The sequence below is a fragment of the Streptosporangium sp. CA-115845 genome, assembly GCF_050943795.1.
Lineage (GTDB): Bacteria > Actinomycetota > Actinomycetes > Streptosporangiales > Streptosporangiaceae > Streptosporangium.
Window position 1 is genome coordinate 9401594 of record NZ_CP191988.1, and the last position, 21673, is coordinate 9423266.

At 70.6% G+C, this 21673-nt stretch carries 20 protein-coding genes and 1 pseudogene; 7 read left to right on the plus strand and 14 right to left on the minus strand.

Annotated elements, in window-relative coordinates; translation table 11 throughout:
• The first annotated feature begins 104 nt into the window (after window positions 1-104).
• Complete coding sequence (locus ACQP0P_RS44645) at window positions 105-254, plus strand: zinc ribbon domain-containing protein (protein ID WP_433382416.1); 150 nt, start codon at window positions 105-107, stop codon at window positions 252-254.
• Between the two features lie 120 nt (window positions 255-374).
• Here ACQP0P_RS44645 and ACQP0P_RS44650 read toward each other — a convergent pair whose 3' ends face one another.
• Complete coding sequence (locus ACQP0P_RS44650) at window positions 375-905, minus strand: pyridoxamine 5'-phosphate oxidase family protein (protein ID WP_433368350.1); 531 nt, start codon at window positions 903-905, stop codon at window positions 375-377.
• A 282-nt stretch (window positions 906-1187) separates the two neighbouring features.
• The gene (locus ACQP0P_RS44655; RefSeq protein ID WP_433368353.1) at window positions 1188-2042 is read right to left on the minus strand and encodes a MerR family transcriptional regulator; all 855 of its coding nucleotides are present in this window, start codon (window positions 2040-2042) and stop codon (window positions 1188-1190) included.
• Between the two features lie 101 nt (window positions 2043-2143).
• Between ACQP0P_RS44655 and ACQP0P_RS44660 the strand changes: the two genes are divergently transcribed.
• The gene (locus ACQP0P_RS44660; protein ID WP_433368356.1) at window positions 2144-2794 is read left to right on the plus strand and encodes a hypothetical protein; all 651 of its coding nucleotides are present in this window, start codon (window positions 2144-2146) and stop codon (window positions 2792-2794) included.
• A gap of 180 nt (window positions 2795-2974) precedes the next feature.
• Window positions 2975-4444, plus strand: coding sequence for an AAA family ATPase (locus ACQP0P_RS44665; protein ID WP_433368359.1), 1470 nt, complete (start codon window positions 2975-2977; stop codon window positions 4442-4444).
• A 75-nt stretch (window positions 4445-4519) separates the two neighbouring features.
• On the opposite strand, the pseudogene ACQP0P_RS44670 reads toward ACQP0P_RS44665, so the two are convergent.
• Window positions 4520-4636: pseudogene (locus ACQP0P_RS44670) on the minus strand (aspartate/glutamate racemase family protein); the annotation flags it as partial.
• A gap of 165 nt (window positions 4637-4801) precedes the next feature.
• On the opposite strand from ACQP0P_RS44670, the gene ACQP0P_RS44675 reads away from it, so the two are divergent.
• Both ACQP0P_RS44675 and ACQP0P_RS44680 read left to right on the plus strand, forming a co-directional pair.
• Window positions 4802-5011: a hypothetical protein gene (locus tag ACQP0P_RS44675; RefSeq protein WP_433368361.1), complete on the plus strand. Its 210-nt coding sequence runs from the start codon at window positions 4802-4804 to the stop codon at window positions 5009-5011.
• A gap of 2 nt (window positions 5012-5013) precedes the next feature.
• Window positions 5014-5358 carry a DUF1036 domain-containing protein gene (locus ACQP0P_RS44680; protein ID WP_343974979.1) on the plus strand — a complete coding sequence of 115 codons (345 nt, stop codon included), beginning with the start codon at window positions 5014-5016 and terminating at the stop codon, window positions 5356-5358.
• A gap of 169 nt (window positions 5359-5527) precedes the next feature.
• On the opposite strand, the gene ACQP0P_RS44685 is transcribed toward ACQP0P_RS44680, so the two are convergent.
• The 7 genes from ACQP0P_RS44685 to ACQP0P_RS44715 form a co-directional block, all read right to left on the minus strand.
• Entirely contained in the window at window positions 5528-7369 is a 1842-nt protein-coding gene (locus ACQP0P_RS44685) for a GTPase (RefSeq protein ID WP_433368365.1), read from the minus strand.
• Complete coding sequence (locus ACQP0P_RS44690) at window positions 7366-9414, minus strand: ABC transporter (protein ID WP_433368368.1); 2049 nt, start codon at window positions 9412-9414, stop codon at window positions 7366-7368. The genes ACQP0P_RS44685 and ACQP0P_RS44690 overlap by 4 nt, the downstream gene beginning before the upstream one ends.
• Before the next feature lie 361 nt (window positions 9415-9775).
• Window positions 9776-10474, minus strand: a complete 699-nt coding sequence (locus ACQP0P_RS44695; RefSeq protein ID WP_399527024.1) for a response regulator transcription factor — start codon at window positions 10472-10474, stop codon at window positions 9776-9778.
• A 67-nt stretch (window positions 10475-10541) separates the two neighbouring features.
• On the minus strand, window positions 10542-11120 hold the full coding sequence (locus ACQP0P_RS44700) for a hypothetical protein (RefSeq protein WP_433368371.1): 579 nt from the start codon (window positions 11118-11120) through the stop codon (window positions 10542-10544).
• Between the two features lie 28 nt (window positions 11121-11148).
• Window positions 11149-12423 (minus strand): ABC transporter permease, encoded by a 1275-nt coding sequence (locus ACQP0P_RS44705; protein ID WP_433368373.1) that lies wholly within the window; start codon window positions 12421-12423, stop codon window positions 11149-11151.
• The gene (locus ACQP0P_RS44710) at window positions 12420-13151 is read right to left on the minus strand and encodes an ABC transporter ATP-binding protein (protein WP_350959967.1); all 732 of its coding nucleotides are present in this window, start codon (window positions 13149-13151) and stop codon (window positions 12420-12422) included. The genes ACQP0P_RS44705 and ACQP0P_RS44710 overlap by 4 nt, the downstream gene beginning before the upstream one ends.
• Complete coding sequence (locus ACQP0P_RS44715; RefSeq protein ID WP_433368377.1) at window positions 13148-14308, minus strand: efflux RND transporter periplasmic adaptor subunit; 1161 nt, start codon at window positions 14306-14308, stop codon at window positions 13148-13150. Before ACQP0P_RS44715 ends, ACQP0P_RS44710 begins: the two co-directional genes overlap by 4 nt.
• A gap of 148 nt (window positions 14309-14456) precedes the next feature.
• On the opposite strand from ACQP0P_RS44715, the gene ACQP0P_RS44720 reads away from it, so the two are divergent.
• Window positions 14457-16313: an efflux RND transporter periplasmic adaptor subunit gene (locus tag ACQP0P_RS44720; protein WP_433368380.1), complete on the plus strand. Its 1857-nt coding sequence runs from the start codon at window positions 14457-14459 to the stop codon at window positions 16311-16313.
• Window positions 16314-16401: 88 nt separating this feature from the next.
• Here ACQP0P_RS44720 and ACQP0P_RS44725 read toward each other — a convergent pair whose 3' ends face one another.
• From ACQP0P_RS44725 to ACQP0P_RS44740, 4 genes are all read right to left on the minus strand, one after another.
• On the minus strand, window positions 16402-17784 hold the full coding sequence (locus tag ACQP0P_RS44725; protein ID WP_433382419.1) for a HAMP domain-containing sensor histidine kinase: 1383 nt from the start codon (window positions 17782-17784) through the stop codon (window positions 16402-16404).
• Window positions 17784-18491: a response regulator transcription factor gene (locus tag ACQP0P_RS44730; protein ID WP_433368383.1), complete on the minus strand. Its 708-nt coding sequence runs from the start codon at window positions 18489-18491 to the stop codon at window positions 17784-17786. The genes ACQP0P_RS44725 and ACQP0P_RS44730 overlap by 1 nt, the downstream gene beginning before the upstream one ends.
• 34 nt (window positions 18492-18525) lie before the next feature.
• Window positions 18526-19716 carry an L-2-hydroxyglutarate oxidase gene (lhgO, locus tag ACQP0P_RS44735; RefSeq protein WP_433368386.1) on the minus strand — a complete coding sequence of 397 codons (1191 nt, stop codon included), beginning with the start codon at window positions 19714-19716 and terminating at the stop codon, window positions 18526-18528.
• A gap of 144 nt (window positions 19717-19860) precedes the next feature.
• Window positions 19861-20886 carry an NAD-dependent epimerase/dehydratase family protein gene (locus ACQP0P_RS44740; protein WP_433368389.1) on the minus strand — a complete coding sequence of 342 codons (1026 nt, stop codon included), beginning with the start codon at window positions 20884-20886 and terminating at the stop codon, window positions 19861-19863.
• Window positions 20887-21214: 328 nt separating this feature from the next.
• On the opposite strand from ACQP0P_RS44740, the gene ACQP0P_RS44745 reads away from it, so the two are divergent.
• Window positions 21215-21592 carry an STAS domain-containing protein gene (locus ACQP0P_RS44745; protein ID WP_433368392.1) on the plus strand — a complete coding sequence of 126 codons (378 nt, stop codon included), beginning with the start codon at window positions 21215-21217 and terminating at the stop codon, window positions 21590-21592.
• Window positions 21593-21673: the final 81 nt, after the last annotated feature.

Consider the following 21673-nt stretch of genomic DNA (forward strand, 5'->3'; position numbering starts at 1 on the left):
GAGTGCTGGGCATCGAGGGGCCGAAGCCGCTCTCGGACTGCAGGCGGTGCGCCTGAGCGATGACGCCAACGCCTTGAACGATGCTGAGGATCTAGACCCACATTCTGGACAAGAGGAACCGGCCCGATCAGGCCACCTTCTCCTGCACGTCGTGCGGTTTCGCTGAGCACGCCGACGTCAACGCGGCCCGCAACATCGCCTCGCGCGGTGTGGCGGGCTGGGCAGTGAGTCACGCTGCCGACGACGCGGCCTGAACCGTCGAACCCATCGACGGCGAGGAGCTGCACGCTCGGTCGTTTACGACCGAGAAGCTGACAGCAACCCAGCCGGCTCGGACATAGGGGACATGGTCCCGCTAGGGGCTGTGCCGCTGATCAGGGGTGGGACGCCGCGGTGAGTTTCGCGACGTCGGACGCGTAGACGGCCGTCCAGTGCGGATGCAGCCGGTAGTAGACCACGTCCTTGTCCCAGTCGAAGGCGTCGTCACCGTAGAAGTCCTTGAAGTACGCGAGCAGGTCCGGCCAGTCCGCGGCCGGCTCGCCGTCCTGGGGGTTGAGGATCTCCACCGTGCCGTGCGTGAACACACCCAGCTCCTCACCGCGCATGTGCGCGGCGCTGACGGCGGGGCGGGCGGCGAGGTGGCGGGCCTTGGCGGCGTTGCGCGCCGTGCCGAAGTGCCACTTTCCGTGCAGGAAGTGCCCGTCCACACCGCTGATCCGCGGCTCGCCCTTCGCCGTCACGGTGGACAGGGCGAGGGTGCACATGCCGGTGAGGACCCCGGTGAGCTGCTCCGCGGTCAGGGTGCGCTCGCTGCTGATGATCGAGCGGAGGTGCGAGGTGGAGCGGGAGAGGGAGGCGTCGAGGAGGGCCTGAAGCTCTTTGAGCTCTTCTGGCGTTTCGCGCATTGAAGTCCTTGTCTATCCGTAGGGCCCGGTCCACGCCCGCCATCGATACCGACCGGTGAAACCATGCTCGACCAAAAACCCGACACCTTGTGTCGTATTTCTTCGTCACCGATCTTGCGCGAAAGCCGGGTGAGCGATGGCATGGTCCCGCGTACCGGCACGGTCAGACCATGACGGGGCCGACATAATCGCGGGGTGGACGGACCTTTCACCATCGGCGGCCTGCCCCTGCGGACCGATGTGCGCCCCGCCGACCGGGCGGTGGCGGCGGCACGGGACCACTCACCTGACTTCCGGGTCCACCGTGATCACAACCTCGATCCCCACGCTCTCCCCCTGCTCCATCAGCCCGATCTGACGTAGGCGGGACAGGTCCACGTCCAGTCCGCGCTCCTCCACCGCGGCGAGCAGTGCGAGCACGGCCGGGTGCGCGGCGCCGTCGATCATCATCACCGGCTCCTCGAATCGCCAGCGCACCACCAGTTCGAGCGCCGCCTCGACGGTGCCGGTCTCGACTGTCCGTTCCGGCACCGAGAATCCGGCGGGCAGCGGCTGGGCAACAGGCCAGCAACACATCATCTCGATCGCCGTGTCACTGCCGGGTGTGGCCCGGAACGTCGACCAGAACGGGCCGGTCGGCGCGTTGCCGATCTCCGCCAGGGCCCGCCACAGCGCGGCGAACCCCTCGTTGGCCTCCTCGTTCGCGCGTTCCACCTCGTCTGCTGTGAGATCGTCACCCCTCGGCATCCGCAGCACGACGCCCGCCCAGTGCTGCCGCTGCGCCTGGCGTTCCGCCACCTGCCAATCGTGGCGATCCTCACCGCCCAGCAACCGTCCGAGGACTTCGAACGCCTCATCCTGGTGTTCCCGCTCCGCGACCACCCTGCTGCGATGCTCGGCGAGCGTCGCAGCGGCCGTATCAGGATCGGCCAGAAGCCGCGGGACGTCGGCCAGTGGGACACCGGCCGCGCGCAACACCTTCAGCCGGGTCGCCACCGCGAACTGGGAGGCGCGGTAGCGCCGGTGCCGCGACCACGGGTCTACCGAGGTCGGCTTCAGCAGGCCCTGCTCGTCGTAGAGACGTAGCGCCTTCAGGCTCAGTCCGGTCAACTCCGCGAATTCGCCGATGCTCATCATGAGATTCAGTGTGGAACCTCCCCCAGGGGAAGGTTCCACTCCTTTCACCGAAGGCTCTCCGGCGGAGCCCGACTCCCGACGCCGGCGATATCGTTCCCGCCATGCACCGATCAACCGAAGCCGGATCTTCCCCCGTGCCGGCGGACGACCTTGACCTGGCCGTTCAGCTCGCTGTCGGCGTCCTCCGGGAGGCGCCCCCGTCGGCCTGGGATGACAAGGCCGGCTCGCTGGAGTGGGACTGCTGGGAGACCGTCGAGCATCTCAGCGACGACCTCTTCTCGTACGCCGCCCAACTGGGCCCCAGGACACCGCCCCTGGACGGCGTCGTGCCCTTCGCGTGGGAGCGCAGAAGACCCCAAGGCCCCGCGAACGCCATCCACGCGGACCGGGCGGCGGGGCCGGCCGGGCTGTTGCAGGTGCTGGAGGCGAGCGGCGCGCTGCTGGTCGCCATGGTGCGTACGACACCGCCGGAGGTCCGCGCCCACCACGTGCACGGGACGTCGGACCCGGAGGGCTTCGCCGCGATGGGGATCGTGGAGACCCTGGTGCACACCCACGATCTGGCCGAGGGGCTGGGGCTCGCCTGGACCCCGCCCGCCGGCCTGTGCTCGCGGGTGCTCGCCCGGCTCTTCCCGGACGCCCCGACGAGCACGGAGCCCTGGCCCACCCTGCTGTGGGCCACCGGACGCGCCGAACTCCCCGGGCGCCCGCGTCTGACCACCTGGCGCTGGTACGGGGCACCCCGAGCGTAGATCTCCGAGGGCCCGCCGAAGGTGACGGTTCCCCGGCAGGGCCTTCGACACCGACGGCGTGCGCGGCGGCGAGACCTCCCCGGCCTGGCGCCCCGCTCGCTCTCTCATCTCTGCCCCATCCCTGAGAACCGATGATGAGTTGACCTATAATAAACGTCCTCATCATTGATGGAGGTGATCATGGACAAGCCGGCAGGGATGTTCGATCGTGACTACGAGTGGTCGGAGTTGTCACGGTTCGTCCGCTACCCGGGGCCTGAGGCGACGCTGGGCGTGGTGTCCGGACGTCGTCGTCAAGGCAAAACCTTCCTGCTGGACGCGGTCTGCCGTGCGACAGGGGGGTTCTACTTCGCCGCGACCGAGGCGACCGAGACCGAGTCTCTCCAGCAGTTCGGCACGGCACTCGCCCGCCATCTCGACGAGCCGGTCCCTCGCAGGTTCGCACACTGGGACGAGGCCGTCGAGTTCCTCATGACCATCGCCGTCGCCGGACCGACTCCCGCGGTCATTGACGAGTTCCCCTATCTGGTCAAGGCCTCGCCGCAGCTTCCCTCCCTGATCCAACGGGCTCTCGGCCCTCAGGGGCAGCGTCAGGGCAGCGCCGTACGGCTCCTGCTGTGTGGGTCGGCACTGTCCTTCATGGGGTCGCTGCTCGCGGGAACCGCGCCGCTTCGTGGCCGTGCGAGCCTGGAGTTGGTGGTCCCCACCCTTGACTACCGGCTGGCCCGGGATTTCTGGGACATCTCCGACCCCGCCCTGGCGCTGCTCGTCAACGCCGTCGTTGGCGGCACCCCCGCCTACCGGCGCGAGTTCACCCTTGGCGACATCCCTGACGGCATCGAGGACTTCGGACCGTGGGTGATTCGCAACGTGCTCAACCCGGGGCGCCCTCTGTTCCGTGAAGCCCGGTTCCTCCTCGCCGAAGAACCCGAGCTACGGGACGTCGCCTTGTACCACGGCGTTCTGTCAGCGATTGCGAACGGCAACCACACCCGCGGCGGCATTGCCGGATACCTTGGCCGCAAGTCCACCGACCTGAGTCATTCCCTGACGCTTCTGGAAGACGTCGGAATGATCGCCCGGGATCCGGACGCCTTCCACGGAAAGCGTTCCACCTACCGCATCACCGAACCCATTCTCAGCTTCTATCACGCGATCATGAGGCCGGAGTGGACCGACCTGGAGCGTCCCGGTTATGCCGAGCAGGTCTGGGACCGTTCGCAGACGGCGTTCCGCAGCAAGGTCCTCGGTCCGCACTTCGAACACCTCGCCCGCACCTGGACACGCTGGTATGCCCACCCCGAAACCCTCGGCGGTCTGCGTACCCGAGTCGCCTCCGGTGTTCTGCCCGACCCGGCGGCCAGGAACAGCCACGAAATCGACGTCGTCGTCTTCGGCCGTGACAGCGAGGGCAAAGAGGTCATCCTCGCGATCGGTGAGGCGAAGTACGGCGACGTCATCGGCCGCGCTCACCTTGAGCGCCTTGAGCGTCTCCGGGAGCTGCTCATCCGTCGCGACGACCGCACCACCCCCGGCACCCGGCTTCTACTGTTCAGCGCCGCCGGCTTCATGCCCCAACTGCGGGAAGTCACGCAGACCCGCATGGATGTACAACTCGTTGACCTGGCTCGTCTCTACGAGGGTGCCTGAGCATCCGACGCCCTGCCCTTCGCTTCCGGGTCGAAGGACAGGTTTACCGAAAGGCGCTTGGGGATCGACTCCTTCAGACTCGGCGATCCCGACCACCGGCCCTGCGGCGAGCTCGCGGGCGGCGTCGAGACCGGGGTCGCCGAAACAGGCGATGACGTAGCCGTCCGCCCCCTCCCCCTCGCCTGCCACGATCTCCACCGGCAGGCCGGGCGCCGAGGTAAGGCCGAGATCCCCACGAAGACGTTCCCGCACCCTCCCCGCCGTGGAAATGAAAACGATTCTTTACATGACCTTGAATGTGACTGTATGTTGTTGCTCGATCACCCTACGCACTCAAACGAATGTAGGTGAGCAACCATGCCGGACAACGGCACCGAACATCCCCCGGACCCCCGGGTGGCGTTCGCGGACGCCACGGCGGCCAGCACGGGAGAGACGAGCGAGCGGCCGGGAGCGGCCGACCGCGTCGCGGTCGTCGCGAAGAGCGACGACCACCTTCCCCCGGTGGCCGGCGAGACGCTTGACGACAGGCCCCTCGCCCTGCGGTTCACGGAAGCGGAGGAGTAGACATGCAGCTGCGTTTCCGTAACCGCTACGGCTCCAAGGTGTGGGTCGCGATCATGTTCTACAGCCCCGACGGCTGCCGCGACTACGGCCAGTGGGGCACCCGGGGCTGGTGGGCCATCGACCCGGGCGGCGAGGCGTTCGTCCTCAACACCAACAACCGCTACGCCGCCTACTACGCCGAGGCCGCCAACGGGGCCGTCTGGACCGGCGCCTACGGCCCGATGTACGTCTATCAGAACGCCTTCGACTCCTGCATCAACATCGGCAGCACCGCGGCCAGGCGCGTGGGCACCCGTCTGATCGACATGAACGGCTACTCCACGTACTACGTCAACCTCGTCGCCTGATCCGTCCCTCACCTGACGCCCCGACCGGCACCGACCGGCCCGGCCTTGCGGTGAGGACCCAACTGAGCGCCTCCTGCGTGACGGACACCGATCTCCCTTCTCCGGGTCCGTCCCCTTCTACCGGGAGGCGCTCGCCCCCAGAGCGCACCTTCTCTCCTGAGAGATCACCTCACCTGCGAGTCCCGTTCCGGGCCAGCGTGACCGCTTCGGCAAAGCGGTGATATCGGGACAGCTCCTCCTCCATGGGGTCGAGCACCAGCTCGCGGGCGACCCGGCCGACACTCGCCCGCAGCGCCCTCGCCGCCCTGCGGGCGCGGCGCCGGCCGCCGAGCCAGGAGGCCACCCGGGAGAGCAGCGCGATCAGCAGGCCGAGCAGGACACCCCCGATCAGCAGCGTGGTCGGCCAGGGCAGCTCTCCCGCGGTCGGCAGGTAGAGCTGCGGAAGTCGTAGGTAGTCGATGGCGAGCAGGGCGAGCAGCCAGGCCCCTCCGGCGAGCACCGTCGCCAGCGCCAGCCACTGCGCCAGCCCGGCCAGCCGCCACCACAGGGGCCGCCGGGCGGCACCGAGAGAGGTGGTGGCGACCGCTCGGTCCAGGCCGTCCTCCAGCTCGTCCCCGTGTGACCTCGCCGCCTGCCGCACGGCCGCCGTCCACGGCGCGGGCAGCCCGGCCGAGGCGCTTCTCGCGGCCTCCCTGATCGCGTTGTCCATCCGGGAGCGCTGGACGACCGTCGCCACCGGGATCGAGGTCCTCCCGACGATGTCTCCCTGCTCCCCAGGCTCCCCGGAGACGCGGCTGGTGGCGTCCAGGCGGAGGCGACGGAGCGGGTCGGGCCGCAGACGGCGGATCCACCGGGTGGGCGGCCATCCGGTGGCGGCGACCGAGCGGTGCCGGTAGGACCTGGCCACGGCCTCGACGACGGCCGGCACCCCGGCGGCCTCCGACAGCGCGTCCCTCAGCGGCTTCACCAGATTGTCCATCGAGGGGTTCTCTCCCGGAGTGGTGGCGCTGGACGCCTCTCCGAGCGCGTCGGCGGCCATGCCGGTGTCGGCGGCGAGGCGTGCGGCCCAGGACCGCCGGCCGGCGACCCGGGAGGCGAGCAGGGAGCGCAGCTCGGGGATGCCCGCGCCGGTGCGGGCGGAGACCCCGATCACCGGCACCCCGGCCAGCCCGTCGGCGTCGAGGAGCCGCCGGAGGTCTTTCAGGCACCGCTCGGCGGCGGCCGGGGAGAGCCGGTCGATCTGGTTGAGGACGACGACCATGACCTCCCGGTGCCGGGCCAGCGGCCTGAGGTAGCGGTCATGGACCGCCGCGTCGGCGTACTTCTGCGGATCGAGCACCCAGACCAGCAGGTCGACCAGCTCGACGAGCCGGTCGACCTCCAGCCGGTGCGAAGGCTCGATCGAGTCGTGGTCGGGCAGGTCGAGCAGGATCAGTCCCGCGGCCTCCCCGTCCATCCCGGACGGCTGACCGACGGGTACGGGAGCGGCGGGGACGGGGCCGGCGGAACGAATCTCGCGACCACCCTCGGAAACGCCGGAGCCGGGAACGTCGAGAAGCTCGTGCTCCCCAGAGGCGAACTCCTCCTGGGCGACGTCAGCGGAGCGGATCTCGCGATCCCTCTCGGGGGTGGCACCGGCCGAGCCTGAGGTGTCGAGAAGCTCGTGGCGGCGGGGGACACCCAGCCAGTCGAGCAGCGGTCCCGCGCCACCGCCCTCCCAGAGGGCGGCCTGGGCGGTCGAGGTGGTCGGCCGGGTGACCCCGACCGTGGCGAGCGAGGTGCCGGACAGCAGGTTGAACAGCGAGGACTTACCGCTGCCGGTGGCTCCGGCCAGCGCGACCGCGGTGTGGTCGACCGACAGGCTTGCCCGTACTCCGGCACGGGAGACCACCGAACGCGCCGCGGCGACCGCCTCGGCGTCCAGCCGCCCGTCGGCCAGGTCGGCGGCCCGCGCCAGCGCCGCCAGCCGGTCGTCCAGCGAGACCGCCTTCTCCCGTCGCAGCAGCTTCACTCCTCGCCCGCCTCTCCCGCGCCGGGAGCCCGCCGGCCCCCGTCATCAGGTCCGCCCGGCGGACGCGGAGAATCAGGTTCACCGTCCGCCCGTGGAGCACCGTCGGATCCGCCCGGCGAGCGTGAATGACCGGGTCCACCGGTCGCGTGCGGGAAATCCGGCCTTTCGGCCGGATGCTGGACGCCGTCGGGCCGTCGCCGGGAATCGCGTACGGTCTCCGAGCCTTCTTCAGGCGCCGTCGTGGCGGAAGCGGCGGAACCCGCGCCTTCGGGGGCTGAGCCTTCAGGGGCCGCGCCCGGCGAAAGGGCGGTCCGGCGGTTCGCGACGGGCAGTTCGCGCAGGTGCTCGCGTACCGCGTCCGCGGTGGCGCGGAGGGCGGGGGCGGTGCTCTCCGGGGGCTGGACGGCGTCCAGGAGGGCGATGAAGCGGTCGGCGTCCGCACCGAGCAGGATCGCCACCCGGGCACGCAGGTCGGAGCGGGCCTTGACGGTGAGGGTGCGGACGGCCTGGTCGCCGAAGACGGCCTCCAGGACCTTCTGGCTGAGCACGCTGGTGCCTCCGGCGATGCCGACCTCGATGCCGGTCAGGCCACCGGTCGAGGCGAACACCGCGAGCATCAGCAGCAGCCCGGCGCCGTTGAGTCCGAACGAGGTGACGCGGGCGGTGGTCCGCTTGTCCGCCCCCTCCTTTCTGACCAGGTCGAGCACGTACGACTGCCAGCCCCTGACCGCCTCCTGCGCCCTGGCGGGCAGGTCCGCGGAGGCCCGGCCGAGACGCCCCGCGGTGGCGACCCCTTCGCGCTCCAGCAGGGCGCGCCCTGCCGGGTGCGACGACCACGACTCCATCAGGCGCTCGGCGGCACCGTCGGCCGAGGACTTGATCAGTGCCTCCACCCCACTCTCCAGCGCGACCCGCAGCTCGCTCTCCGGCGCGGGCCGCCCGGTGACGAACGCCACGACCCGGTCCCTGAGCCGGCCGACCCGGCTCTCCAGGGAGCGCATCAGGTCACCGGTCCCGATGAAGTCCTGCCAGCGGGCCAGGACCTCCCCCCTCAGCAGCGACCCGTCTCGCATGCCCTCGTCGAAGGAGGAGAGGCCCACGGCGTAGGCGGCGTCCGCCATCGAGCGCAGTTCGGCGCCCCCGGCCTGCTGGCGCTCGACCGCTCCGGCGAGCGCGGGAACGCGGGTGGAGAGGCTCTCCAGCGCACCGGACAGGGTGTGGCGCACCACGTCGGCGCGGGAACGGGAGTCGGCGGCGATGGCGGTGAGCCAGTCGGCGATCGGCTGGACCGCCTGGCGTGGCAGCCGGGCGTTCTCCTCGGGCAGCACCAGCTCGGGCACCTCGAAAAGCTGAGTTCCGCCCAGACCGTTGGCCTCCAGCAGCCGGGCCAGGTCCTTACGCACCACCCCCAGTGCCTCCGGCGGCACCCGGGAGAGGATGACGGCCAAGGCCGTGCTCCGCTCCCTGGCCGAGCGCAGGAAACTCCAGGGGACCTCGTCGGCGTACCGGGCGGCGGTGGTGGTGAACAGCCACAGGTCGGCGGCGGCGAGCAGTTGGGCGGCCAGCTCGCGGTTGGCGGTGACGACCGAGTCGATGTCGGGGGCGTCCAGCAGGGCCAGTCCCGGCGGGAGCGCCTCGGTGCTGACGACCCTGAGCGTGCCGGGCTCGCCCCTGCCGTTCCCGGTGACGCGGGGCAGGCCGGGCAGGATGTTCTGGGCGGTGAACCAGTCGCGGTCGGCGGGACCGGTGACCAGGGTGGGGGCCATCGTCGTGGGCCGCAGCACGCCGGGCTCGGAGGCGTCCGCACCGACCAGGGAGTTCACCAGCGTGGACTTGCCGGCCCCGGTGGAGCCGCCGACGACGGCGAGCAGCGGGGCGTCTATGGCGCTCAGCCTGGGGATGAGGTAGTCGTCGAGCTGGCCGGTCAGCTCGCGCAGTGCCCGGCGGTCAGCCGCCACGTCGCCGATCGCGAGAGGGAACAGGTCACGGTCGAGATGTCGCCGCAACTCTCGCAACGTCTCCAGCAGACCGTCGTTGTCGCCCATACGGTCGATCCTGCCCGACAGGATGCCTCTCTAGACGCGATCGGCGCCACCGCTCGCCCGGGTCGTGGCGGCGAACACGGCCGACGCGTCGCCTCCAGCAGACCGTCGATCCTCCCGGCGGGACCCCCTCCAGACGAAATTGGCCCCACCGCCTGACCGGGTTACGGGGGCGAACTCGGTAAAGCGGTGGGGCCCAGCCCTCGGATCCCAGCCGCGGACCATGCCGGACTCGTCTCCCCCGCAGCTGGAGGCGAGCCCGAGTCCATCGGATGGCTCCGAGGCGATCGGGGGTCGTGCAGTGTCTATTTGAACACACAAAACTCAAAATCAGGTCAGGTAGAGCTGAATGTCGGCTGAAAATTCAATCACTGTGCGGGGGGCGCAGCACGTACCCCACCCCGCGGAGGGTGTGGATGAGCCTCGGCTCGGCCGTGTCGACCTTCCGGCGCAGGTAGGAGACGTAGGACTCGACCACCCCGGCGTCGCCGCCGAAGTCGTAGTTCCAGACGTGGTCGAGGATCTGTGCCTTGGACAGCACCCTGCCGCTGTTGACCATGAAGTAGTGCAGGAGCTTGAACTCGGTGGGCGACAGCCGCACCGGAACGCCGGAACGCCAGACCTGGTGCGCCTCCTCGTCCAACTCCAGGTCACCGACCTGCAGGCGGGCCGGCAGGTCGAGGTCTCCCCTGGTACGCCGGAGCACGGCCCGGATACGGGCGAGCACCTCCTCCAGGCTGAACGGCTTGGTCACGTAGTCGTCGGCCACGCGCAGCCCGGCGACCTTGTCGTCGGTACCGTCCCGCGCGGTGAGGAAGAGCACCGGCATCTGCCCGCTCATCTCCCGCAGCCGCCCGGCCACGGCGAAGCCATCCATGTCGGGCAGCATCACGTCCAGCACGACGAGGTCGGGGCGGATGCGCTCGGCGAACTGCACGGCCTCCCGACCGTCCACCGCGGTCACCACCTCGAACCCGGACAGTCGCAGGCTGGCCGAGAGCAACTCCCTGATGTTCGGTTCGTCGTCCACGACCAGCAATCGGGCTTCCACTCTGTCCAGCACCCCCCGAGGCTCGCTCACCTCTCTGGAACGAAGCTCAGCCGAAGCTGAACGTTTCCTGGGAACCGGCTCACCGTCGGCCGCCCCCCTCGTTGATCGCGGTCGCGCTGACCGAGCCGTCCTCGGCCCTGGCTCCCTGTACGACCACCGTGCCACCGGGCTTGAGGTCCGCGACCTTGCCCTCCTTGGTGAGGCGCACGGACGTCTCGTCCGTGGTGTTCACCGTCACGACGGATCCGTCGGTCGTCTGGAGGTAGACCTTCTCGCCCTCCACCCGCTGCACGGTGCCGACGGTCATGCCGCCCCGGCCACCACCGCCCCGCCCCGGCCCTTGGCCCCGGCCCGCGCCCTGGCCACCCTGCTGCCCGTTTCCAAGACCGCCGTATCCACTGAAACCGCCGGGACCCGCGCCCTGCCGCATCGCGGCTCCCGGGACACCGGTGGGACCGGACGTGACACCCGTCGCCTTCTGCACCTGGATACCCACGATCACCCCTGCCACGAGCATCACCCCGGCGCCCAGCACGAGGGTGAGCGTGGACAGCCGGCGCGGCGGCCGGGCCGCCAGCTCGCTGTCCAGGTCCCCCCGGAACGGGGAGCCCTCCAGGGATCTCCCCGCCGGGACCGTCTCGTCGGCGTTGCCGCCCATGTCTCTCTCCTTGCCTAAGCCGTACGGGTCACTCGTGGCGCAGGGCCTCGATGGGCCGGAGCTTGGCCGCCCGGTTGGCCGGGTAGCCGCCGAAGAACAGCCCGATGCCCACCGAGACGCCGAGGGCCAGTGCGATCGAGGACGGTACGAGCACCGGTGAGATCCCGGCGATCGTGAAGCGGGTGCCGGCGAACGCGATCGCGACGCCCAACAGGCCGCCCACCAGGCTCAGCACCGTCGCCTCCAGCAGGAACTGGCCGAGAATGGCGCTCCTGGGCGCGCCGATGGCCTTTCTGATGCCGATCTCCCTGGTCCGCTCGGTGACGGTGACCAGCATGATGTTGGTGATGCCGATGCCGCCGACCAGCAGGGAGATGGCGGCGACCGCGCCGAGCAGGGCGGTGAAGATCCCGATGGTCGAGCTGACCGTCTCCTGCAGGGTGGCCTGGTTCAGGATCCGGTAGTCCGCGGTGCCCGTCGGAGTGATGCCGTGCCGCTGGTTGAGTACGGCGGTGACCTCGGCCTGCGCCGAGTCGGTGGCGTCCGCGCCGGTCGCCTGCACGATGATGGAACCGAGCGCGCCGAACCCGGTCAGGCTCTGCTGCACGGCGGGCAACGGCACGATGGCCACGTCATCGGCGTCCTGCATGCCCGTGGAGCCCGACTCCTTGAGCACCCCGATCACGGTGAACGGCACGCCTGAGACGCTGACCGGCCTGCCGACCGGATCGGCGGTGCCGAACAGCCCCTCGGCCACGGTCCGCCCGATCACCATGACCTTCCTGGCGGCGATCACGTCGTCGTTGACGAAGTAGGTGCCGCTCTCCACGGGCTTGTTCGTCGCCTCGAAGTAGCTGGGGTAGGTGCCCACGAGCTGCGCGATCGTATGGCCGGCGCCCTCGTGGACCGCGGCGGCCGAGTTCGTGGTCACCACGGGCGACACGCTCCGTACCGAGGGCACCTGCTCGCGGTCGGTCAGCGCTCTGGCGTCCTCCAGGGTGAGCGGCCTGGCCTGGGTACGCGGGCCGGTGTTCTGTCCCGCGCTCACCCGGCCTCCCCCGGCGCCGCCGAAACCGGCACCGCCTCCGCCACCGCCCCCGGCGAAGGACGCCGAGATGGTGAGGGTGTTGGCGCCGAGCCGCTGGATGGACTGCTGGATGCTCTGTGAGGCTCCCTCGCCGAAGGCGACCAGCAGGATCACGGCCGCCACCCCGATCAGGATGCCGAGCGTGGTCAGGAAGCTGCGCAGCTTGTTCGCGGCCAGCCCGCGGAGCGCGAACCGCAGGATCTCCAGTTGGCTCACGCGATGACCTCCGGCATGCGGGGCGGGAGCCCGTCGACGGGGGCCTGACGGCGGTCCTCGATGATCCGGCCGTCCACCAGGCGGATGACCCGCTTGGCGTGAGCGGCCACATCGTCCTCATGGGTGATGATCACGATCGTCCTGCCTGAGACGCTGAGCCCGTCGAGGATGCCCAGCACGTCCTCGGTGGAGGCGGTGTCGAGGTTGCCGGTCGGCTCGTCGGCGAGGAGGAGGGCGGGCGCGGTGACCAGCGCCCTGGCCACGGCCACCCGCTGCTGCTGGCCACCGGAGAGCTCGTTCGGTTCGTGGCGGACCCGGTCGGAGAGACCGACCTGCTCCAGGGCCGCCAGGGCGCGGGCCCGCCGGTCCGCGGCGCCGACCCCGCCGTACGCCATGGGCAGCTCGACGTTGGCGAGCGCGCTCATCCGGGGGATGAGGTTGAACGACTGGAAGACGAAGCCGATCTTCCGGTTGCGGAGCACGGCGAGCCGGCGCTCGTCCAGCGAGCCGACGTCGGTGCCATCGATGTGGTAATCGCCCGAAGTGGGCACGTCCAGGCAGCCCAGGATGTTCATGAGCGTGGACTTGCCGGATCCGGAGGCGCCCATGATGGCGACGTAGTCGCCCCGTTCGACGCTGAGCGAGACACCGCGCAACGCCCGGACCTCGGCGTCTCCCCGGCCGTACACCTTGGTGATGTCCTTCAGGGAGAGGACGGGGACGGTCATCTGCCGGCCCCTCCCCCGCCACCGAAGCCGCCACCGCCACCGCCACCGCGACCGCGACCGCCGCCCCCGCCCCCGAGGCCGGGGAAGCCGCCGCCCTGCTGGGTGGTCCCGGTGGCCGCCGGGCGGACCACCTGGTCGCCCTCGTTCAGCCCGGATCTGATCTCGGTGAGCGTGTCGCCCTTGACCCCGACCTCCACCTGGACGGGCACCTGCCGCCCGTCGCGCAGGACCGTCACCGTGCTGCGGGAGCCCGTGGTGGAGATCACCGTGGAGGAGAGCGCGAGCACGTTCCGCACGCTCTCGACGACGACCCCGACCGTGGCGGTCTGGCCCAGCCTGACCTCGTCCGGCACCTCGGTGAAGGAGATCGTCACCGGGTACTGGACCACGTTGTTGCTGGTGGTGGCGATCGGCTGGATCTGGGTGACCTTCCCGGCCGCGGTGACGCCGTTGAGCGCGTCGAACCCGATGGAGGCCACCTGGCCGACCTTGAGCCGGGTGACGTCGGACTCCGTGAAGGTGCCGACGAGTTGGAGCCTGCCGGTGTCCGCGATGTCGATGAAACCGCCCGAGCCGCTCTCCGCACCGCCGGAGGAACCTGAACCGGCCTTGCCCGAGTTGCCCGTGTTTCCGGTGGCCTTGGCGGAGGCGCCCGAGGAGCCCCCGACCGTGCCGTTGACCGCGGTGACCGTACCGGAGAACGGCGCCTTGATGACCGTGCCGTCCACAGCGCGCTTCGCGGCCCGGTAGGTGTTCCTGGCCGTGATGTACTGGGCGTAGGCCGCGGCGGTCGAGGTGTCGTCGTCCGCGGTGTCGAGGGCGGCGGCGGCCGCGTCCAGGCTCTCCTGTGCCGAGTCGTCGTCCAGCCTGGCGAGGATCTGGCCCTTGGTGACCTTGTCCCCCACCTTGACGTAGATCTTCTCGACGGTGCCGCTCGATGCGAAATCCAGCGCCCGCGCGCGGGCGCTGGCCACGGTCCCCGAGGCGGAGACGGAGGCGGAGACGGAGGCCCGGGCCACCTGCACGGTCCGCACCGCGGCGTCGGCGGACGAGGCCTCGCCGCCGAGGGAGGAGTAGGCGATCACCACTCCGCCCAGCAACAGGACCCCGAGGGTCCCGTTCACGATCAGCGCTCCGCGCTTGGTCGACAGCTTCACAGCGCTCGACCCTGGCGTACCAGGCTTGAACCTACCCCGACAAAGGCTGAAGATTTCCTGTAGACCGTGTCGTACCGCTCAGGATGCACAGCAAACCTTCAGGCGCCTGTGAGCATGCTGTGAATCAGACGGTCCAGGATTGTCCGCCATGAGACCGACCCATCTGTCGAAGAACCTGCGCGTGGGAGGGCTTGCCCTCGCCGCCCTCGTCCTGGTGGGCGCGGGCGCGATCGTCGTGCTCGACGGCGGCTCCGGCCAGGCTCCCCGGGTGGAGTTGGCCTCCGCCAGGCGCGGGACGGTGACCGCCGCGGTGTCGGCCGCGGGCAACACCGTGGACGACGGCACCCGGGACCTGGCCTTCGGCGGATCGGGCACGGTCACGAAGGTCCATGTCAGGGCCGGGGACAAGGTCAGCAAGGGGGATGTGCTCGCCAGGATCGGCTCCGCACCCGCACGCGAGCGCTACACCGCCGCGAAGGCACAGCTCGCGGCGGCCGAGGAGGCGCTGGAGGAGGCAGGAAGCACGACCGGAAGCACAGCAGGGGATGCGACAGGCGGAGCTCCCCGGCAGCAGTCGACACCGGGCCGGACCGGGACCGACCGGTCCAATCCCGCCGGGCAGACCGGATGCGAGCCCACCGCGACGCGGCCTCCGGGGGCGGGCACCACCCCCGCACCGACCGGGACGAGCACCCCTGCCCCGGCACCCGAGGCGACCGGAGCGGAGCGGGAGGTACGGGTCGTCCCGGCCGCTGGTATCGCACCCGCCGGGTACCGCCTCATGACGGCACCGGTCACCCCGACGCCCGTACCCGACCCGGTGCGCTCCTCCACGACGGCCGCCGCGCTCACGGCCACCCCGTCAGCGGCGGGACAGCCGGGGGGCGACTCTCCCCAGCCCGCCCCGACGGTCACCGTCACCGTGACGGCCGCTCCGACGGTGACGGTGACGGCCACCGCGACGGTCACCGTCACCGCGAGGCCGGACAGTGGCGGGCCGCCCGCGACCTCGGAGCCGACGCCCACGGCCCAGCCCTCCGGTCCGACGACCGGCCCGGGTGGGCCCGCAGGACCGACGGCCCACCCCGGCCCGACAGCCGCCCCCACCGGCGCAGCCAGGCCGACGGCGACCGCCAGGCCCACCACCGCCAGGACGCCGACCCCCGGGCCCACCGGATGCTCCACCCCGAAGCCGGGCGCGAACACCGGCGCGGGCACAGGTGCCGGTGCCGGCGCGAACGCGGGTGCGGGTGCGGGCCGGAACTCCGGGCAGGCCGCCAAGCAGGGCACCGCCCCGAACACCGGGCAGGGCGCCGGCGCCTCCGCCGGCGGGGCCGGGCGGGGGACGCTCAGCGTGGAGCAGGCCGAGGCCCGCGTGAAGCAGGCCCAGGCGGAGCTGACCGACGCCAAGGAGGAACTGGCGGGCGTGCGGATCGTCGCTCCCGCCGACGGCACCGTCATGTCCGTGGCCGGCGCGGTCGGCGACAGCGCGGGCACCGGGACGTTCCTCACCCTGGGAGACCTGGACGATCTTCAGGTGGAGGCGCTGTTCACCGAGTCGGACATCGGCAGCCTGGAGCTGGGCCAGCAGGCGGCGATCACCCTGGCCACCCGGCAGGGGAAGCGGTACACGGGCACCGTGACCGGCATCGCCCCCACCGCGACCACCACGGACCGCCTGGTGAGGTACGGCGTCACGATCGCGTTCGACGAGCCCCCGGCGGACCTCATGGTGGGCCAGACCGCCTCGGTCACCGTGACCGTCGCCAAGTCGGCGGAGGCTCTCTACGTCCCGGCCCAGGCGGTAAGGACCAGTGCGGGGGTCTCCCGGGTCACCGTGCGGGGCGGCGTCGAGCGGGTCGTGGAGACGGGCGTCCGGAGCGACCAGTACGTCGAGATCACCTCAGGGCTGGCCGAGAACGACCGGGTGGTACTGCCCGGCGGCGCGGCCGGCGGGGAGTTCCCCGACAGCAGCTGGCCGGAGTCCGGCACCGGCGCCCGCTGAGCCCGGACGACCGTCGGCACGAGAGCCGGGGTGGGGCCGCCACACCCCGGCCCCACCCCGAACAGACGGCGTCGTACCGGACGGGAGGTCAGCCGGACTCGGGGGCGAGGGGAAGAAGCACCCGGAACGTCGCGCCCTTGCCGAGTTCCGAGTCCACGGCGACGCTGCCGCCGTGGGCCTCGACCATCGCGGCCACGATGGCCAGGCCGAGCCCGCTCCCACCGTCCTCGGGGGCGCGGCGGCCCCGGGCGGAGTCGACGCGGTAGAACCGCTCGAAAACGCGTTCGCACTGCTCGGAGGTGAGGCCGGGCCCCTCGTCCGCGACCTCGATGACGGCCATCCCGTCATCGGCGGAGAGCGCCACCCGCACGGGGGTCCGCTCGGGAGTGTGGGTGAGCGCGTTGGTCATGAGGTTGCCCACGACCTGGCGGAGCCGTACCTCGTCACCGGAGACGATGAGCGCGGAACCGTCCACCGAGAGCGTGACCTCGCGCTCAGGGACGAGGATGCGGGCGTCGTGGACGGCGTCGGCGGCGATGGCGAGCAGGTCGACCGGGCGCATGACCAGCGGCCGTTGCTGGTCCATCCGGGCGAGCATCAGCAGGTCGTCGACGAGCAGGCCCATCCTGACCGCCTCGGACTCGACCCGGCGCATCAGCGGCGCGGCGTCGATTCCCGGCCCCTGCCGGTAGAACTCGGCGAACCCCCGGATCGAGGTCAGCGGCGTGCGGAGCTCGTGCGAGGCGTCCGCCACGAACCTTCGCATGCGTTCCTCCGACCTGCGAGCCGAGGACTCCGACTCCGAACGGGCCCGGAAGGCGGCCTCGATCTGGGCGAGCATGCCGTTGAGCGACCGGCCGAGGCGGCCCACCTCGGTGCGCGGGTCGGCATCGGGGACCCGGCGGCTCAGGTCTCCGGCGGCGATGGCCTCGGCGGTGCGCTCGATCTCCTCCAGCGGACGCAGGCTCCTACGGATGATCAAAATCCCGGCCCCGGCGAGCATCAGCATCAGACCGCCACCACCGAGGAGTTCCACCAGCGCCAGCTGGCCGACGATCTGCCGGACCTCGGCCATGTCAACGGCGACGACGAGATTTCCACCGCCGGTCAGCGGGACCGCGCGAGCTCGCCAGCCGCCGCTGTCGAACGGCCGGTTGTCCTGGCCCTGAGGCACCGACGGCCCCGACTTGCCCTCCACGTCGGCACCGATGTAGGCGTCGAAGGTCCTGCCACCGGAGTCGCGGAGCTCCAACTTCGCATCGGGCGACAGCGGCCTGCCGATCGGTATGACTCCCCGGTTCATCCGGCGCAGCGCGGTGTCGACCATCATGTCGATCTGGGTGTCGACGCGGTCGATCAGGTAACCACGCATGATCGAGACACTGCCGAACCCGATGAGGGTGAGCGCGATCATCAGCAGGGCCAGGATGACGGCGATCAGCTTCACCCGCAGCGGGGTCGCGTTGAGCATCACGGTGTCGGCGGCAGGCGCAACACGTATCCGACGCCGCGCAGCGTGTGGATCAGCCGCGGATCCGTGTTGTCGATCTTGCGACGGAGCACGGAGACGTAGGACTCCACGATCCCGACATCGCCCCGGAAGTCGTAGTCCCACACGTGGTCGAGAATCTGGGCCTTGGACAGCACCCGCCCCGCGTTCGCCATGAAGTAGCGGAGCAGTTTGAACTCCGTGGGTGACAGTGCCACCGCCTTGCCCTTGCGCCACACCTCGTGGCTCTCCTCGTCGAGCTCGATGTCCGCGAAGTTGAGCCGGGGCTGGCGGGGGGCGAGGTCGCCGGAGCCGGTACGGCGCAACACCGCCCTGATCCGGGCCACGACCTCTTCCAGGCTGAACGGCTTGGTCACGTAGTCGTCCCCGCCCAGGGTCAGCCCCCGGATCTTGTCCTCGGTGGCGTCGCGCGCGGTGAGGAAGAGCACGGGGGTGTCGCTGCCGCCGCCGCGCAGACGCCGTACGACGTCGAAGCCGTCCATGTCCGGGAGCATCACGTCAAGCACGATGAGATCGGGCCGGTGCCGCTGGACGGCGGCGACGGCGTCCGTGCCGTTGCCCGCCGTGTTGACGCCGAACCCGGCGAACCTCAGGCTCGCGGCCAGAAGCTCAAGGATGTTCGGCTCGTCCTCGACGATCAGCAGACGTGCCTCGGGTGAGTCGGTCACTGGTCTATTTTCACCGGCCCACATGAGAAAGCAGTTAACTGGTCAACACAGAGGCTAACCCCACAATATGTCTGGCAATGGCCAGACTGGAGGTTGCCGCCGGGGAGGGGGCGTTGCGCACGAGGGTGACGCGGCCGTGCACGTCGATCGCGAAGTCGTCCAGCATGCCGCCGGAGGCGTCCACGGCCTGTGCGCGAACACCGCCGGTGGTCCTGACGAGGTCGGCGGCGGTCAGGGCCGGCACGTAGCGGCGCGCGGCCTTCAGAAACGACCTCCTGCCCATCGAACCGGTCACCTCCCTGATCCCGGTCCGCCAGTGCCGGGCGGCCAGCCGCCGGGTGCCACGCCAGGCCAGAATCCGGCCCAGCTCCGCCAGGTCGACGTCCCGCCAGGAGTAGCCCTCCAGCGCCAACGCCATGACCGCGTTGGGGCCGACCAGCACCTCGCCGTCGATCCTGCGGGTCAGGTGCACGCCGAGGAACGGGTAGCGGGGGTCGGGAACCGGGTAGACGAGCCCTCGGACCAGGTCCTTCGCCGCGCCGGCCAGCGCGTAGTACTCACCGCGGAAAGGGACGATCCGCACGTCCCCGGCGGCCTTGACCATCCGTGCGACGGTGTCGGTACCGAGCCCGGCACAGACGATCAGCCGGTCGAAGCTCAGCGTCCGCTCCCCCGCCAGGACCTTCACCCCGCTCGCGGTCTCCCGTACCGCGCGCACCGGATGCGAGAGCAGCACCGATCCGCCACTCTCCTCCACATCCGCGGCCAGACGCCTGGCGACGGCGGGGAAGTCGGCGATCGCGGTGCGCGGGGAGTGCACGGCACCCGTGCCGACGGTGTGCGGCTCGACCTCCCGCAGGGCCAGCGCGTCCAGCTCGGCGATGCCGGGAACCCCGTTCGCGCGGGCCCGCTCGGCGATCCGCCGCAGCTCGGGCCGCTCGGCCGAGGTCGAGGCGACGACGAGCTTGCCGACCTCGTCGTAGGGGATGCGGTGCTCGGCGCAGTACTGCCGCAGCAGTGCCACGCCCTCACGGCAGAGCGTGGCCTTGAGCGAGCCGGGCCGGTAGTAGATCCCAGCGTGGACGACGCCGCTGTTGTGCCCGGTCTGGTGGGCTCCGACGCGGTCCTCCTTGTCCAGCACCGTCACCCTGGCCCCCCGGGTCAGCGCCACCTCCCTGGCCACGGCCAGACCGACGATCCCCGCACCGACGACCCCGACGTTCATCGCCGCTCCCCGCCCACACCTCGACCCCGGCACCCATCGCCGACGCCCACCCACGAACCGGCCTCGGCCAACCCGACGTCCATCGTCGACTCCTGACTGTGAGGTGGTCACCGCCGCCACCCCCGTCACGCTGGAGGGATCGCGTTACCGCGTGACACTACCCGCCAGCCTGCCGACCTTGTCCAGACCGAGGTGCCCTTCCTGCGCCAGCCAGCGCAGCGAGTCGGTGACGGTCTCCTGGACCGGCCGCAGCCCCACGCCGAGCGCCTCAAGGGTCGGGGTGTCGTACGCGCGGACCATCGTGACCATCATCTCGACGGCGTCCCTGGTCAGCGGGTAGTCGATCTCCTTGATCAGTTTCATCGCGTCGACCACGGCCGCCGCGCCGCGCAGCACCGAGCGGTGAACCCGGAACCTCCGGCAGCGGTTCCCGGTCACCTCGTCGCAGACGTCGGCGAGCTGCGCCCAGGTGAGGTAGTGCCCGCCCAGCATGAACCGGCGAGGTCCCCGCCCCGGTTCGAGGCAGCGGGCGAGCACGAGAGCCAAATCCCGTACGTCGACGACGCCGACGCCGCCGGCGGTGATCGGCCATCCCTGTTCCAGCCCCGCGCGCAGCCCGTCCATCAGCGCGTCCAGCGAGGGCTGGCACGGTCCGGCGACCGCCGCCGGGTAGACGATCGTGACCGGCATCCCCTGTTCCTGGAGCCGCCTGGCGTAGTGCTCGGCGGAGATCTTGCTCCTGCCGTACTCGTTCCTCGGTGTGGAAAGCGGACTCTCGGTCGTGATCACCGGGCCGGTCGGGGGCACGAAGACGCCGATGCTCGAGATGTGCACGACCGGGTCGAGACCGAGTTCGACGGCCTGCCCGAGGACGTTCTTCGCTCCGGTCACATTCGTACCGGCCAGGTCGCCGACACGACCGATGACCCCGATTTCCGCGGCGGCGTGAATGACCGCGTCACACTGTTCGAGCCCGTCCCGCACGGCCGCCGTGTCGCGGATATCGGCCCTGTGCAGGGGAATCGGCTCCGTCACCCCGACACCGGCCAGCACTTCGCGCGTTCTCTCTGGATTGCGTATGAGAAGAAGCGGCTCGTGCCCGTCGGCGAGAAGCGCGGCGACCGCATGCGAGCCGACGAAACCTGATGCCCCGGTTACCAGAACGCGCATCTTCGAAAGTTAGCGGCAATCCTCACCGGAAGAGAAGGGATAACCCCTCTGGTTCTTAACTATCATTGCCTATTGCCGGAAATCCATCCGGGACGCTTGAGGAATACCCGAATATGTCGGGGCAATAAATCTGGATGCGGTCATTCATCTTCGGTATGGGGTCACGTTCCGGACCGGCCGGCCGGCACGGGAGACGAACGATGGTCCTCGTAGCCGTTACGCACATGTCTCCCGCCCGTCGCCCACCCCGGTGGTCCGGCGGGGTATACCTTGATCAGGTCGGACGACAGCCGAAACCGACAGCTTCACCGGGTGGAAATGCGAGGCGATGAGCAGAGAACTCTCCATCGGCGTCGACCACCACGAGCGTGCCGGCTGCACCGTGATCAGCGTCGCGGGCGATATCGACCGCAACTCCAGCGAACTACTCAGGGAGACCATCGAGCGGCTGGTCTCCGAATACCGCCCCCGGATCGTCATCGACGCCCAGAAGATCAGTTTCTGCGACTCCACCGGGCTGCGGGTGCTTCTCAGCGGCGCGCGCATGACCTCGGAGGCGGGCGGCTGGTTTCGGCTGGCGGAGGTGTCGGACGTCCTGGAACGTCTCCTGCAGATAACCGGGCTGTACGCCTGGTTTCCCATCGACGCCGACGTGGCGGCCTCCCTCGTCCACGCCACCGGACGCACCCCGCGCTCTCCCGGCTGAGCCCGGAAAGAAGCGCCGTGTCCCGGCTCCGGGAAGACCGGCGGACCGTACCTCCATCCACGCGACCGGACGCACCCCGCG